General features: G+C 57.7%; 11 protein-coding genes. 5 read left to right on the top strand and 6 right to left on the bottom strand.

Going from position 1 to position 16,192, the window contains the following annotated elements:
- Positions 1-40: 40 nt before the first annotated feature.
- The 3 genes from Poly51_RS14395 to Poly51_RS14385 all read right to left on the bottom strand — a co-directional run bounded on the left by Poly51_RS14395 (position 41) and on the right by Poly51_RS14385 (position 5,646).
- The gene (locus Poly51_RS14395) at positions 41-745 is read right to left on the bottom strand and encodes a 3-keto-disaccharide hydrolase (RefSeq protein WP_146458447.1); all 705 of its coding nucleotides are present in this window, start codon (positions 743-745) and stop codon (positions 41-43) included.
- 75 nt (positions 746-820) lie between these two features.
- Positions 821-2,176, bottom strand: a complete 1,356-nt coding sequence (locus tag Poly51_RS14390; protein ID WP_146458446.1) for a dihydroorotase — start codon at positions 2,174-2,176, stop codon at positions 821-823.
- Positions 2,177-2,226: 50 nt separating this feature from the next.
- Positions 2,227-5,646 carry a hypothetical protein gene (locus Poly51_RS14385; RefSeq protein ID WP_146458445.1) on the bottom strand — a complete coding sequence of 1,140 codons (3,420 nt, stop codon included), beginning with the start codon at positions 5,644-5,646 and terminating at the stop codon, positions 2,227-2,229.
- Between the two features lie 342 nt (positions 5,647-5,988).
- On the opposite strand from Poly51_RS14385, the gene Poly51_RS14380 reads away from it, so the two are divergent.
- A complete protein-coding gene (locus Poly51_RS14380; RefSeq protein ID WP_146458444.1) occupies positions 5,989-7,134 on the top strand; it encodes a helix-turn-helix domain-containing protein in 1,146 nt (381 codons plus the stop codon).
- A gap of 6 nt (positions 7,135-7,140) precedes the next feature.
- Here the strand turns inward: Poly51_RS14380 and Poly51_RS14375 are convergent, their stop codons facing one another.
- Both Poly51_RS14375 and Poly51_RS14370 read right to left on the bottom strand, forming a co-directional pair.
- The gene (locus Poly51_RS14375; protein WP_186775552.1) at positions 7,141-7,482 is read right to left on the bottom strand and encodes a YkgJ family cysteine cluster protein; all 342 of its coding nucleotides are present in this window, start codon (positions 7,480-7,482) and stop codon (positions 7,141-7,143) included.
- On the bottom strand, positions 7,479-9,485 hold the full coding sequence (locus Poly51_RS14370; RefSeq protein ID WP_146458442.1) for a prolyl oligopeptidase family serine peptidase: 2,007 nt from the start codon (positions 9,483-9,485) through the stop codon (positions 7,479-7,481). Before Poly51_RS14370 ends, Poly51_RS14375 begins: the two co-directional genes overlap by 4 nt.
- Positions 9,486-9,563: 78 nt before the next feature.
- Between Poly51_RS14370 and Poly51_RS14365 the strand changes: the two genes are divergently transcribed.
- Positions 9,564-11,132, top strand: coding sequence for a cryptochrome/photolyase family protein (locus Poly51_RS14365; RefSeq protein WP_246114496.1), 1,569 nt, complete (start codon positions 9,564-9,566; stop codon positions 11,130-11,132).
- Positions 11,133-11,323: 191 nt separating this feature from the next.
- Entirely contained in the window at positions 11,324-11,953 is a 630-nt protein-coding gene (locus Poly51_RS14360) for a PEP-CTERM sorting domain-containing protein (protein WP_146458440.1), read from the top strand.
- Between the two features lie 240 nt (positions 11,954-12,193).
- Here Poly51_RS14360 and Poly51_RS14355 read toward each other — a convergent pair whose 3' ends face one another.
- Complete coding sequence (locus Poly51_RS14355) at positions 12,194-14,407, bottom strand: alpha/beta hydrolase family protein (RefSeq protein ID WP_146458439.1); 2,214 nt, start codon at positions 14,405-14,407, stop codon at positions 12,194-12,196.
- 45 nt (positions 14,408-14,452) lie between these two features.
- On the opposite strand from Poly51_RS14355, the gene Poly51_RS14350 reads away from it, so the two are divergent.
- Complete coding sequence (locus tag Poly51_RS14350; protein WP_246114495.1) at positions 14,453-15,217, top strand: glucosamine-6-phosphate deaminase; 765 nt, start codon at positions 14,453-14,455, stop codon at positions 15,215-15,217.
- A complete protein-coding gene (locus tag Poly51_RS14345) occupies positions 15,214-16,128 on the top strand; it encodes an N-acetylglucosamine-6-phosphate deacetylase (protein WP_146458438.1) in 915 nt (304 codons plus the stop codon). The genes Poly51_RS14350 and Poly51_RS14345 overlap by 4 nt, the downstream gene beginning before the upstream one ends.
- The last annotated feature ends 64 nt before the right edge of the window (positions 16,129-16,192 follow it).

Genomic DNA, 16,192 nt, shown 5'->3' with positions numbered 1-16,192 from the left:
AGTAAAGGAAGATGCGATGGCGGGCCGTTCCACCAGCGGGTTAGAGCTTGCGAATCTTGATGTTTTTGAAACGAACCGTCATCGCCGGGCCTTTATGCAACTGCAACGCGATGATGCCCGACTTGGCCGCTTTATCGGATTGCTCGTCGATCACTTCGCTGGTCATGGCACCGTTGATGAAGTGTTGAAGATGGTTTCCAGCGGCAACGACGCGGAAGTCGTTCCACTTGCCGGGGTGGATTCCGTTGCCAAGTTTTTCGGCATCGCCGAAACGAACCTTCGTCTTTTCGCCGTCGGCGCCGATCGTCACCGTTTCGCCACGCAGCGCCAAAATCCCTCGCGCCTTTTCTTCATACAGAATGCCCGCGAACTTATTCGCGTCGTCAATGTCGGCTTGGTATCCCGACACGACAAACTTGTCCTCGTCGATGACGCGACTGCGGTACTGGATGCCCGAGTTGCCGCCTTCGATTTTGAACTCGGCGGTCAGTTCGAAGTTGCCGAACTCTTCCTTTTCGTAAATCAGGAACGTGTTTCCATCGATCGGTTTCTCGTCGGTGGTACGGCCGACGATTTGCCCATCCTCGGCCGACCACAGGTCATCGCGACCGACCCAACCAGCAAGATCTCCACCGGCATACAGCACGACGGTGTCGGCGGATTGGGCCGTTGCGGTCTCCTGAGCACACGCCGTGGCACCGAAGATCAAACAGTTCAATAGCGATAGCGTCAACAGAATCTTCATGGCAGGGAAACTCGAGAGGGAGATTTGTGGGGAAGCAAATAGTGTAGTCAATCGGTGCGTTGGTAACGTCAACACTTATTCAGCCGGACCGATCCCGTTCATCGTGTTCCAAAAACCGCCACGGGAATGGTCGAACTTAAGTTTGGCGCCGCGGAACGTTTCGTCGAAGCCGGCTTGATCACTCCACGCGACGACTCCGCCGACGTACGTTGCCACCGGCCACCCGGTCAACGTTTCGCCATGCCAGGGACTCCATTTTGTTTTGGTGTGTTGTTCTTCATCGCGAATCGTTCGCTGTTTTTTCAAATCGACCAGAACCAAGTCAGCGTCATAACCGGTTTCGATGCGGCCTTTGCCGACGATGCCCCAGACACGGGCCGGCGCGTCACACATCCATGATGCCACTTGGTTGATGGTGCAAGCGCCGGACGCCACTCGGTTCAACATCAGCGCCAACGAGTTTTCCACGGCGGGCAACCCCGAGGGGCTGTCGGGGTAAGGCTGTGCCTTTTCTTCCAACGTGTGGGGCGCGTGATCGGTCGCGATGACCTGAATCGTTCCGTCCAGCAGCGCTTGCCAAAGCCCGTCGTTGTCGGCCTTGGTCTTGATCGACGGATTCATTTGGATCCGGCTGCCCAAACGCGGATAGTCGTCGACGTTGAAGAAGATGTGGTGCAAACAAATTTCGGCCGTCAAATTGGGCGATGGGTCGGCCAAGATCGACAACTCGGCCGCGGTCGAAACGTGCAACACGTGAAAGCGGTGCTTGTGCCGTCGCGCCAAATCCGTCGCCCGTCGAGTTGCGATCATGGCGGCCGCTTCATCACGAATTCGCGAATGGTCCGCGATATTGTGAGTACCCGCCAACCGGGCCGCGTTCGCTTGCACCGTGGTTTCGTCTTCACAGTGCGCGCAAATCGGCAACGTCGTTTCGCCGAAGATACGTTCGAGCGCCGCTTGATCATCGACCAACAGATTGCCTGTGCTGCTGCCGATGAAGATCTTGATGCCGGGAACTTCCGTTGCCGCTTTCAACTGTTCCACATTGTCCGGCGTTGCACCGATATAGAAGCCATAGTTGACACGCGATTTGGTGGCGGCGATCGCATCCTTGGCTCGCACGCCCTCGACGGTCACCGCAGGCGGTTTGGTGTTGGGCATTTCCAAGAACGAAGTCACGCCGCCGGCCGCGCAGGCTCGCGAAGCGGTTTCGAGGTCTTCTTTGTGAGTCAGACCGGGCTCGCGGAAGTGAACTTGGTCATCGATCACGCCGGGCATCAAATGCAACCCCGAACAATCGATCACTTCATCAGCTTGGATGTTGGGTGTGCCGGCGACGTCGACGATGCGTCCATCTTCGACCACGATGGTTGCAGTTCGGACGGCATCAGGAAAAACGACTTCGGCGTTTCGAAACACGGTACGGGTCATCGATGGATTCCGGTGGGCAAAGGAAGGGTCGCTATTCCGTTTAACCTAACCTACTTTTGCGATCCCATCGACCGACGGAATGCGTCAAAAGCGTCGCGGTACGCAGCCGGTGGCGGCTTACGATTTCCCGAGTCGCGAATGCCTCGCATCGTGTCGGCTTGGTCCTTGGTTGTGGCCCCACGATCGGTCGACGGTTGCCGTAGCCCCAGGCTTCGCAGAGACTCTTCCAGCTCTCGACCGGTCGCCCCATCGCGTTGGCCTGCGGGATCCATGTCGCGAACGTCTTTCCATCGATCGCGGAAATGTTGCAAGTCGGCTTCGGTCCAATTCAAACGCTTCAGCAGGTCGGCGTCTGGCCGATCTCGGGTCTGTTCCAAGTAGTCCAGCACCAAGTCTGTCGCCTTTTTGGCATAGTCGGTGTTGATCGGATCGGGCGGTAGAGTCGCATCGCCATCCTCCCCTTTTCCATCACCGCCGGACCCCGTGCCCGGCATCGCCTCACTGCCCGGTTTACCGCTATCCACAGCGGCGTCGCCTTGAGGTTGTGCCGCGCCGCCGGCCGACGAAGGCTTGGGTTCGCCGCCACCCGATTTTCCGTCGTTGGCCTCCTCACCCGCTTCCCTGCCGGGTTCGCCGGACTCAGGATTTGAATCACCAGCTTGATCGCCACCGGCTTCTCCGCTTGATCCATCACCGGATTTATCATTGGACGAATCGCTCATCCCTTCGCCAGCGTCGCCTTCCGCAGAACCGTCCTGTTCCGGTGCATCGCCTTGTTTTCCACTTTCGCCACTCCCTTGCTGACCCGCTTCCGGATTTCCCTTGTTTGAACCGTCTTGACCGGATGATGGATCCGCGTCGCTTCCGCCAGCACCCTGTTCGCCGTCGCCCTGTTCACCGGCCCGCCGTTCTTCGGAACCTTTTTCACCTGAACCAGATTCGCCTTGCCCCTTTTCGCCAGCGCCCTTCTCGTCTGATCCGTTTTCGTCGCCCTGGTCGCCCTGCTGTGACGAAGCATCATTTTGGCCAGCCGACGATTGCCCTTGGTTTTGTTTTTGGTCCAGATACTCTTTGATTCGTTCGAACGCTTCGCCATCGTGTTCGGGCGACGAACCATCGGGCGAACCTTCACCAGCTTCTTCGCCTGACTTACCACCGGTGGAGTCGTCACCGACGGATTCTCCTTGATCAGTCGAACCATCCGTCGACGATGCGTCTCCTTCCGAGTTCGAGTCTTGGGGTTTTGACGTCGATTCGGGACGATCACCCGCGTCTTGCTGACCACCTTCGGGCGATCCGCCATCCTGCGGTTGACCGCCGCCTTCTTGCCCTGGATCGGACTGTCCGGGCTTGCCGCCCGCTTCGTCACTTGCGTCACCACCCATTGCACCTGAGCCCGGATCGTCGCCACCATCGTTGCCGCTCTCGCCGCCTTGATCGCCCGACGAACCGCCATTGGGATTGGGGTTCTCACCCGCGTTCTCACCCGATTCGGATTCGCCGCTGCCGGAACCGCCCTCGCCCGAAGACTCGCCTTCGTTGCCGCCGCTGTCGCCGGACGATTCGCCACCGGATTGGCCTTCGCCGGGCTGTTGCTTCGATGCGCCTTCGCCACCACTTCCGCCACCGCCAGATTGCGGATCGCTGTCGCCGAATGAACCGTCTTTGTCGTTCGCATCCGTCGTCGGTTTATCGTCGGGCGCCGACATGCCTTCGTTCTGTGGGTCACCAGCAGGCGGCAACGCGTCGGAGGCGACAATCTTCAGCGTGATCGGATCGGTTCGAGTCACATTCGGTTCGACGGTCGCGTCGCCTTCAATCACTCGACTGTCTGTTGCGATCGCTACCACTTCCACGGTGTCACCAACACTGAGCCCCAATCCATCGATGGCTTTGTGCCCCGGTCGAAAACGGTACTCGGCGATTTTATTGCCCGAGCCACCCGTTTCGTCGACAGAGATCCGCCACAACACAGGCTGGTCGATCATGTCGATACCGCTGCGGACTTCCAAACGAATGTCTTGCAAGGCGAAATCTGGATCCGCAGCGTGAACTTCGATGATCTGCTGCGCATTGATGGGAACGTTCTTCGGCGTACTCACCGGCATCACGATGGCGACTTCCGGTGGCAAATCGGCGATCACCCGAATGGGATAGATGATCGGATCAGGATTGGATTGCCCCGATTCATCCCAGACTTCGATGCGATAGCTATCCAGTTCGACCGCCGACGATCGACCTCGAGCGCCCTTGATTTGAAACGACGACGTCAACATCGAACCGTCTTCGCCGATCTGCATTTCGGCAACCCCGGCGGTCGCACGAACGACTTCGCCGAGCGGGCGGGGATTGAATTGGATCGTCGCACGAGCGACCGGTCGATTGACGCCGGCGCGAATGGTGATGCGGGTTCCATCGATAGCGGTGATCGCGCCGGCGCTGCGAGTGTAGTCAGACTGGCCGGTGTACTTCGGCGGCGAGTAGGCGACCGATTGGAGTGCGACGACCGGAATATCGCGAACCTTCAAACGAAAGGGGCCCACCGTCGCATCACCCGCGACGACGCGGTACTCGACAACTCCCGACGCGGAATGGGGAAGCGGGATCGATCCGACGTGACGTAGGAAACCGCCTTCGGTATCGGGTTGTAAATCGACACCGTTACTGACGCCGTTCACGTCCCACTGAATCGTTGCCGTTTCGTCGGATCGCATCCCGCGGATATTCGCGGCAACGTCCGTCGAACGTCCGGCGATCGCTTCCGCGTCGCCGGGCACCACGTCGGTGATGGATACTCGCCGTGGCGGATCAATCGACGCCAACGGCATCACCAATCGGGCCGCGGACTGCAACGTGTTCTTCGGTGACACGACGGCATACACCACGATCACAAGCGACATGATCGCTGTTGCGACCCACCAACGCAGCGTCCCCGTCGCCTCGATCGGCAACGCGTCGTGCTTTTTCAATCGACTTGCCGTAGCGACACCGATCGAGCGAACGACGCGGTCGGAAAGCGCAGGTGGCGACGCCGATTTCGAGTCGCCTGGTTTGGGGCTCAGCATCACGTAACTGGTCAACGATTGACGCAGATCCGGCAGATCGTGTTCCAACGATCGCGCGGCGTACTGAGGCGAAATTTCGCATCCGATCAGCGGATAGATTCGGTAGTACACATATGCGACTGCGGCGATCATGAAAGCCGCGCCGACAACCATTCGGGCAGTCGTCCCCAACGTGAACAACCACTGGTCCGCCACCGCCCAACACAAAGCCAACCCCAAACCGGTGATCACAGCCACCAACGATCGCCGTGTCAGCTCGGCCCACCACAAGGACGCAGCCGCCTCCGCGATTCGGGTTCGAATCAGAGAATCGGCCGAGGGGGCCGAGGCGCCCGCTGTCGTTTTACGTTTCGACGTCGCTACCGACGTGGGGTTGGGAGGCGACGGGGGCGAAGCGGTCGACATTGTGCTTCCAAGCGAATAAGGACGGGCCAAGCACCCAAGTATAGATCAGCGGGTTCGATTCGCCGCCAAGGCCAGCCCGCAATTCGATCGCTTTCAGTGCGGAAACGGCGATTGCACCGGCAACAAAGGCGTATTATTTCACTTTATTTGGAATTGGGTTCAAAAACCTGGACCTAAAGAAATACACTGCTAACATCGAAAGTCGTGGATAGCAAACGGTTTACCCAGGCGGGTTGCGGTCAAAAACGGCAACGGGAACCCGAATCCCAACATGACAGCCTGCTACACTACAGGCATCTCGTTACCCTTAGCCCTTTTCCCCCACCCATTTAGCGGCCTTCCATGAGATACGCATTCCGTTTGGCGGAACTTCTCGGGCACACACCCGATCGACGCAAACGACCTGGCACGATCAAGTCGATCGTCGAACATACGGGGCTGGACCGACACCAAGTCGCGTCACTTTTGAAAAACGAAGCCAAGTACATTCCGCTGGATGCATTGTCCCGCATTTGCGACTACTTGATCGACCACGGATACGCCCCGGCCGACCAATTGCCCGGTGCCTTGTTCGCCGTCAATGCAGAAAACTTTTGGGAATTGCTGGCTCGCCGTGGGGAGATCGAAATCGTCCTGGGTGTTCGCGAGAACTCGGACACCGCGTCGCCCGACAATGCGACGGTCGTGGCCAGCGACGCCGTGCTGTTCGGCGAACTGCTCAACGGCGTCTCGACGCTTGGTGGTGCTGCCAAGCACCACGGGTCGGCCGATGGTGAAGAGAGCACTGCCCAAGCAGTTCCCATGCCCGACCGATTGCAACAAACATTGGTGTGGAGCCCCGGCCAAGTCTCGCTCGAAGATGCTCGCAACCGAGCCACCGAAGTCTTCGAAGGCTTTGTCGAAGCCCAAGGCGACCGCGGCATGGTCTGTATCGGCAGTGTGAAAAGTAATCCCGTCGTCGAACTGTTGTTCGCCGACGCGTTCGGATGCACACCGTTCGTCACCGAAGACGACGTCGACGACGTTTCGGCCCGGTCATGTCCGTTCTTTTTGCGTTACCGTGACACCGACCCGCAACCGGGTGGCGCCTCGGCAGGGCTCCGACTCAGCAAGAACGAAGACGCGCCCGAGCCCGGTTTCTATTACGAAAAAGACGACGGCACATGGGCCTACGTCGGCGGCAAGAACAAAGACACTGCGTTGGTTTTCTATCTGTTCCGCGAAGCCCTCGGTCGCTTGGACATGGTGCTTAGCGGATTCTCGGGACGAGCAACACGATTGTTGGCCAAGACGCTTGCGATTCGCGGCGAAGAATTCTGGCCACCGGTTTACGAAGAAGCCGGTTTGCAGATCGGTGCGTACTTGGTCCAGTACGACAACACCGACGCCAAGCCGACTCGCGAAGACTTGCTCTTCAACTCCGGTGGTGCAGCCACGATCATGCCGCTGTCGCGTGAAGCGATCGCTAAGCGTATCGCCCGGCGATAACCTCGGCTACGAAATTTCGTAGGCCTTGCGCCAATCACGGCAGCCCTTGCTGCCGACTTCAAAATCGCGGCACACGCTCGGCCGCGCGTCGTGGTGCTTGCAGCGTCGGCTTTCTAAGTCGAACCAAACGCACGGACCATCCAATTCGCCCTCGGCAACCTGGTAGTTCTCGACGTACTCCAACCACTCGCGTTTCAGTTCGGGTGGCATGCGAGTCCAATAGACTTCGACGCGGCCACCATCTTCGCCTCGCAGGTAGGGCGGGTATCCCATGTGCATGCAGCACACGCCGCATCCTTCGCAGTCGTCGACCGTTGGCAAGCGAGTCATCTGAGTACGGTCTTTCATTCTTTGAGCTTCCATTGTTCATCGAAGAATCCGTCGGCCGCAATGTGACCGGCAAAAATCGTGTCGTCTTCGGCAGTGACGTCGATGACAGCCCAGTCCGGCAACATCGCAATTTGGCGTGAGTTGCTGGTGTTCGAAAACTCACGGAACGTCATGCCGCTGTTGACGACCACGTAACGATGGGGATTTTTCGGATTCGGAAAGCACATCGCCACCGCATGATTCACCGGATCAAAACTCTTGCCGCCGACGGCGATCGTTTCCTTATTCCACTGGATTGGCAAACCACCAGCGATCCCGGCCAAGTATCGGTTGCTGGTGAAGTCGCCAAAGCAAACCAAGTGACAGCTGGCGATCATTTCTTCGGTCACGTCGGTGTCTTTCACAAACCTCGCTTCGCCACGCATCAACGTTTGCCATCGCTGCGATGCGTAGGCCATCTCGCGATCAATCCATCGTTGGACATTTCCGTGCACGGCCGGACGACTGGGCGACACGAACACGAACCGACCGCAAAACGCGTCGTCGATCGGTCCTTGCACGCCCGGTCGTTTGCGAAGCGTCTTCGCGAAATCGCGTTCCAATTTCCAATCGCCATCGCGATAGAGTTCGCACTGTAACCCCTTCGCTTTTCCGCCATCGACGGCCTCCACCGACTGACCATCAATGTCAACGCGAACCGGAACCGCATCACCCGGCCAACCCGATTTGGCAAAGTTCAATCGCAAACGAGTGACGCCGTCGGTGGTGATCTTGACGGAGTGATCGTCGACCAATTCCGCACCGACGCGTCCCGGCGAGAACTGTTCGGCCAACCCCTCGACCGACAACCAATCGGCCTGGTGATAGCGTAAGTGGTAGGTCACAAAATCGATTTTTCTTCGCGGGGACGGCGGATCGGATTTCGCCAACCGCTGCAGCAATCCATCAATTTTCTTGGCCGACGGTGGATCAATTTTGTGGCCCATATCTTTGCCAATGATGTGTTCGTATTCGATGCCTGCCGCCTTGGCCGCGGCAGTAACCCGCTCGGCAGCTTCACGCTGCTTGTCGACTTCGCCGCTGTACGCGACCAGTGATGTATTGCGAAGATTCGTGACCCAAGGCAGTACGTCGTACCAATTCAACAGCTTCGTTCGCGTCGGTGTCCACTCGACCGGCGATTTTTCGGTCCAACCTTGATAGACGATCGTGTCGACGAATCCGGCACCCGGGTTGGCCGCGAACCACCGTGTCGGATCGTGAACGGCCATGTGCCACACGCCGGCGCCGCCCATCGAAAATCCTCGCATCGCCACGCGGTCACGATCGACGGATACCAATTCGGCGACATGGTCGATCGCTTCGTAAACATCCGTTTCACCCGCGAACTTGAACGCCACACAGTGTCGACCGAACGGATGCAAAACAAACGTCCCAGCGGGCGCGTACTCGCCCACCTTCGTCATGCGTTCTTTCAAAAACGGAATCTCCGTCTTCGTGTCACCGCGGCCGTGAAGCCAAACGTCCAACCGATGCGGACCTCGACCGCCTGAAAAATTTTCCGAAAACGTTGCTGGAACAACCAATCCGTAAGGCTGGACCGAATCATCGATGTCGGACGTAAAACCACCGACCAACAACGTCGGTTCTTTCGATGCCTTTCCGTTCCAACCCAGCAACTTCAAACCGCGGTCGCCCGACTTCGCTGCCTTCAGTCGCCGCTCGGCTTCGTCCAACAAACGCGACGCATCCTTGACCTCTGATTCTTTGAAGAACAAGTTTTGCTGCAGCGCCAATCGCACCGCCCGCACCAGCACTTCAACGTCGGGCGTCCAATCGCTGGCATCCGTCGCATCGCTTTTTTGCGAAGCGATTTCAAGATCCAAGTCCGCGACTCGCGTCTTCAGTTTCTGGGCAACGGCTGCATCGATTTCAATGCCGGTCGGCGGCAGCGACTTGTACACTTCGGCCACCGCCCAGGGCGAAGCAACCAGGCAAGCCAGCAACAATAATAGACGCACCTTGGCATACTCCTAAAGTCACACATCCGATAACGCCGCGCGTCGCAACGATGCCACGGCCAACTCTTCGCTATCTGAATGCACGTGAACACACTCCGCAACCTCGTCCTGGTTTTGGGCGACCAACTCAATCACGATTCGGCCGCGCTGGAGGATTTCGACGAGCAACGCGATCGAGTTTGGATGGCTGAAAACCAGGACGAATCGACCCACGTTTGGTGCCACAAAACCCGATTGGTCGCCTTCTTTTCGCCCATGAGGCATTTTCGCGATGAGCTTCGTGGTTCGGGAAAGACGGTGCTGTACCACGAGTTGCCCATCGATGGCCGGAAAGCTCGATCCACCAGTTTTGCGAGCTTGCTTGCCGAAACGCTCGCCGAACAGGCCTTCGAAAAAATCATCCTCGTCCAACCGGGTGACCATCGCGTTCTGGCGGCGTTGGAAACGACCACACGCGAAGCCGACGTCGCGATGGAAGTACGCGAGGATCGACACTTCTATTGCTCGATCGATCGGTTTGCCCAGTGGTCGGACGGTCGCAAGTCGATGGTCCTGGAAAATTTTTACCGCGTGATGCGAGAAGAGCATCGAGTGCTGCTGGACAGCGATGGCGCCCCCGAAGGCGGCCAATGGAATTTCGACAAAGACAACCGCGGCAAGTTCGGCAAAGGTGGCCCCGGTGACGTCCCCTCTCCGCCGACATTCCGACCCGATGCGATCACGCGCGACGTCATCACGATGGTCGAAGCCCGGTTCAACGATCACCCTGGCAAGTGCGACCAGTTCGACTTACCCGTCAATCGCAAACAGGCACTCCGATACCTCGCCGACTTCATCGAACACCGGCTGGCGAATTTCGGAAAGTACCAAGACGCGATGTGGACGGGCGAAACGTTCCTGTACCATTCGCGATTGTCCAATGCGATCAACTTGCACTTGCTCAGCCCCCGCGAAGTTGTCGACGCCGCCGTCGCGGCCTACCGAAATGGAACCGCGCCGCTGGCTGCAACGGAAGGATTCGTTCGACAAATTTTGGGATGGCGTGAATATGTTCGCGGCGTTTACTGGACGCGTATGCCCGAATACGCGACGCTCAATTCGCTCGATTGTGATCTCGATCAAGACGTGCCGAGCTCCTATTGGGATGGGCGAACCAACATGGCATGCGTCGCTGATGCAATGCGGTTGCTGATCGATACTGCGTACGCCCACCACATCCAGCGGTTGATGGTGCTGGGCTTATTCGCCCAGTTGATGGGCGTCCATCCCGCCAAATTCAATGAATGGCATATGGCGATGTACGCCGACGCAGTCGATTGGGTCAGTTTGCCCAACGCATTGGGAATGAGCCAGCACGGTGATGGTGGTGTGATGGCGACGAAGCCGTATTGTGCGAGCGGCAATTACATCAACAAAATGAGCAATCACTGCAAAACGTGCCGATACAAGTACAACGAAGCCATCGGCGACGACGCATGTCCCGTCACGACGCTGTACTGGGACTTTCTGGATCGAAACCGAGAGCGATTCACCAAGAACCATCGCATGGTGATGCAGATCAAAAACCTGGAGCGAAAGTCACCGTCCGAGATGGACGAAATTCGTGATCGCGCAAACAAGATTCGACGCGGCGACATCTCGGTCTAGACTCATTCGAGCACCATCTACGTTTTGCCCTCGGTGTCCAACTGCGTGCATCTGTAGCTGCGTTTCTTCAAACGCAAGCGACTCGCTTGCAATGTCTGCGAATTCGATTCTCAATACTCCGCAGTCGTTTTTCCCAAGGAATCGACCTTTCTGCACCCAGAAATTGGTGGAAACGGGACATTGCTGCAACTATGATCCCACCGCTGGTCAATGTTTATCGTCGGGGAATCAATATGCGAATGTTCTTAGCTGCTTTTGTGTTTTTGATCTGCCTCGATACGGCATCGACGCAAGCTGCGATTCTGATTCAGATGCAGGAAACGGCGGGAAATGTCGTGTTCGCCTATAGTGGGAGCCTGGACGTCAGCGGAGTTGGCTCACCTGGCCTTTCGTTCAGCTTTGGCGGCATCACTCCGTCTGGTGGCGACATTAGTTTGGCGTCACCAGGTGGCACGGCAACGGAGATCTATAGTGCCGCAATTGCGACATCTCAGATATTCGGCAGCGGGGGGAGAGCGCCGGGAAGCCAGTTTCTAGGTGATCCATTAAGTGTCTCTAGCTCTGCGATTACGATGCCGCGAAACTACGTCAACAATTCGCAAATTTCGGGCTCGCTGACATTTCAAGGACAGACTTTTAACAGTCTCGGCGTGGACAACGTTTCGGCTCCGTATGTTTGGACCGTCAATGGCAGTGGAGACACGATTACTCTGTCGGCAGTACCAGAACCTTCTTCGATAGCAGCGTGCTTCTTGTTGATCGGTTGGTTCGCAGTCCGGCATAAGCGTCGCCATCGGTCGCTCGGAACGATGGTGCGTTAGAGTCTCAAACAATCGCTCGACCGAGAAGAGCGAACGTTGTGGCTGATTGCCGCGGTTCGATGTTTCCGGATATCTTTTCAAGGTCTTGAATCGAGCTAGTTGCGGAGCAATGATTTTCACGAGAATCGCTACCGGTGTCTCCGACCGAAAATTCCTCGCGCGTCTCGCAACTTCTGTTCGAACACTGCTTTGCAGTATCCATCCCGCGAGCGGAGCCGCGGTGCCACATCGGGCCACCGGTTACCGATGGAACTCTTCGATCAAATTCGCATCGACATTCGCCTTTGAATCGACACTTTTAGATGCGCCGGCGGCCTTAAAAACTTGCTCGACGAGCACCGGCAAATCTCTTTCGCCGATGACCGTCAAACGGTGCGGGGCGCGAAGCGCGAGAATGGCTGGCATGTCTCCGTACTTGACTGCGCCGGGGACAAAGTTTGCGTCTTGCCAATCGTCGATCGCTGCAAAACGAAACCCCTGCGTATCGATGATTGCATGATCGACGACGTTACCGGCAATCGCAGCCGCCAACGCCGCGTAAGAGGCTGAACCGCCGGTGGCGATCATCACGACTTGGTCGGCACCGACTTGCTTGGCGTACTTGATGATGGCCAGCAAGTCACTACTTCGATGGGCAACCAGCGTCGGGTTGTAGCCCAACGTGAAAGCCGAATAGGCTCGTGCATCGTCGACGCGGCGCTGTCGATCCAGAGGCACGCCGTCGTCGCGAAATTCGCCTTGTTCGAACAAGTCCGGCAACAAAACGGTGTCACCCTTGGCAACGATCTGGCGAAGCAACGAACGCGAGTCAGTCAACTGTTTTAAAATCGCCGACTTGCCAAGCCCGTCTGTCCACACGACCACTCGACCGGTTGCCGATGCCCCCGATTCGCTTCGGATAATGACCACCGGCAACTCGACGCCCCGAGCGGGAGCGGTCACCAACCCCATCGAAAAATTCAAACCGCCACGCTGCTGCGAACGGACTTCACGATAGCGAACGTCGATCGGCAGTTCACCATCGATCATCGTTTGCCATGCGGCGCCGACGACCGATCGAAACTCGCTCAAGTTGTCACCCGCTATCGACATCCCAATTCCCGGCATGGTTCTGGATTGCTGATCCCACCATCGACAAATGGCTCGTTCGTGCTGGGGCCCAACGGATGTGGGCGCCCGATGTTCGTCGTCCCAAACCGTCGTCTCGGCGACGCTTAGCGGAGTGAAGTCGCCCTCGACGATCGGTTCATCCAAGCCCAGCGACAAGTGTCGATTGAACCACGAATACATCGTCGCACGAGTGACGTAGTTATAGTTGTGGGGAAACTGCAGCAGCGGTCGACAATGAACATCGTCAGCGTTACCGACCATCGCGTACAACCATTTCAATTGCGGATAGCCGTCTGTCATCATCGCCGATGTCCAATCGTTGGCGGCCGTCATCGCTTGGGGACGAGGCGCCATCAGCGCGGCTAGCTCAACGTTCCCCGTTCCGATCCGCAGCAGGTTGCAATTCTCGCAGTAACACCCGCCCTGCATCGATGTGGAAACCATGCCGTTGGGGAACGAGACTTTGATTCGATCATCGATCGCACCCAACAGGATCGATTGGGTGCCACCGCCGCTGCCGCCGGTGACGGCCAACCGATCGGCGTCGACGTCCGGCAGCGATGCTAGAAAATCGAGGGAACGGATCGCGTTGAAAGTTTGCAGCCCCATGACGGATTGCAATCGCAGATCCGCTTGAGGACTGTAGAAGACCCACGCGTCGTCAGTGCTTTCGGTTTCCACCGGCCGCACGTCCGCGTGACGATGGGCGACCTCGAATGGGATCTGCACCGAATCGCAATAGCCAAGCATGTCGAAGATGAAGGTCACGCACCCCATCCGAGCCAACTGTGCGCAGCGAGCCAATTTGGGCGTTCGGCCCGATGCGGCGAAGTGCTCACCGCCGCTGTTCAATTGCGTGGCCAGTTCATCGTCAGTGAATGCTTGATTGCGTCCGCCATGGCCATGAGGCGACAAGACCCCTGGGCGTTTCGCGAGACTGGAATCCGATGGACGAAACAACAGACCCGTTACGAAATGGCCGGGCAGGCTTTCGAAGGAAACTTTCTCGACTGTGAATCCGTCGCGTTGGACCTTGCCGTAGATGGTCGCGTGAATCGGTGCTCGCTCCGGCATCGGCCACAACCCCGTCGCCACCAAAACCCGGCGACGAAGTGACTCGGCCCGCGAATACCACTGGGCGGGGTTGGCCGGTACGGCGAAAGGAAAATGCCCATTGAGCGTTTTCAGTTCGCCCAGCCGAGCATCATGGGGACGCTTTCCCGATGGCAAGACTCGGATCATTCCGCCGACACTTTCAGCGGCATCCGAATGGGGTTCATCCGCACAAAGCGTCGCAAGCGAACACCATCCCAATGCGAAAACTATTAAGATCTGACGACTCATGCTTCACCTATTTCCGTACGATTCCACCACATCGAATGACCTGACATGCAAACGATTTTAACGAGCAACCGGGACACGATGGGGCGTATCGTGGCAAGTCGCGCAGCGGAAGACCTGCGATCCGCAATCCAACGCTATGGATCGGCGAATCTGATCGTCGCCACCGGAGCCTCGCAGTTCGAAGTGCTTTCGAACTTGGTTCAAGCCACAGACATCGACTGGACACGCGTGTACGGATTCCACTTGGACGAATACGCGGGTCTCTCGCCCGACCACCCGGCTTCGTTCTGTCGCTATCTGAAGGAACGATTCGTTGACCTCGTCAAGCTTGCCGATTTTCAGTTTCTCTACGGCGACCAAGACCCCGCGGCAACGATCGCAAGAGTCAGTCCATTGATCGCAAAAACTCGTATCGATGTTGCCCTTGTTGGCATCGGTGAAAACGGGCACCTAGCGTTCAACGATCCGCCCGCCGATTTCGAGACGACGGAACCCTACCTCTGCGTCGAACTGGACCAACCGTGCCGAATGCAACAGGTCGGTGAAGGTTGGTTCGCTTCATTGGAAGACGTTCCGACGCATGCGATCAGCATGTCCGTGTCACAGATTCTAAAGTCAGCAAAGATCTACTGCAGCGTCCCCGATTCGCAAAAGGCCGTCGCCGTCGCAGCCACAATCGAAGGCCCGATCACACCGGATGTCCCCGCGAGTGTCCTGAAACGGCACGCAAACACGATACTGGTGATTGACGAAGCGTCTTCGGCGAGTCTCCGCTCCGACACCCGATCCGAATTGGAACGTGTCGCATGACCGGCTATTTCGATCTTCAAGTCAACGGGTACGCGGGCGTCGATTTCAATGCCGATTCGTTGGACGATGCCGATTTTGTGCGGGTCTGCCGACGACTCGCCAACGACGGCGTCGACCAAATTTTAGCGACCATCATCACCGCGCCGATCGACACGATGATTGCCAGGATCGACCGCATCGCGCGAGCGATGGATGAAGTCGATGAAGTCAGACGTATTATCGCGGGCATTCACATCGAAGGTCCCTTCATCAGCCCCGTCGATGGTTATGTCGGTGCTCACCCGAAGTCCGCTGTCGTCCCCGCCAACGCGGACGTTGCCGATCGACTTGTCGGGGCCGGCCGTGGCCACATCAAAATGCTAACGCTTGCACCGGAGTCCGACCCGGGCGGCGGCGTCACGGGGCACTTGACCGATCAAGGCATCGTTGTTGCTGGCGGTCACTCCGACGCATCCGCTGAGGAACTTGATGCGGCCATCGATGCTGGATTGGCGTTGTACACACATTTGGGCAACGGATGCCCGGCATCGCTGCCCCGCCACGACAACATCATCCAACGGGTCCTCGCTCGCAGCGATCGCTTGTTCATCTCGTTCATCGCTGACGGACATCACGTCCCCGACTTTGCCCTGGGAAACTATTTCAAGTGCGTTCCGGACGACCGGATCATCATTGTCACCGACGCCATCAGTGCGGCCGGACTCGGCCCTGGAAACTACTCACTGGGCGACCAAACGGTTGAAGTCACCGACGACGGCGCCGCATGGTCGGCCGACCGCACCCATTTTGCAGGCTGTGCGACAACGATGCCCAAGATGGGGCAGATCCTGATGCACCGAATCGGCGCTTCAGAGACACAGGTGAAACGATGGACGCAGGACAATCCGCACCGCCTGCTTTTCACCAGATAACATCATACAAACTGCCCCCGATTCCCATAGCAACCTGTTGAAAAGGGGCCTGACCTTTGGAGAC

This window comes from Rubripirellula tenax, from assembly GCF_007860125.1.
GTDB classification, from domain to species: domain Bacteria; phylum Planctomycetota; class Planctomycetia; order Pirellulales; family Pirellulaceae; genus Rubripirellula; species Rubripirellula tenax.
Note: the sequence above shows the minus strand (reverse complement) of the source record. Positions and strands in the feature narration are given on the sequence as shown.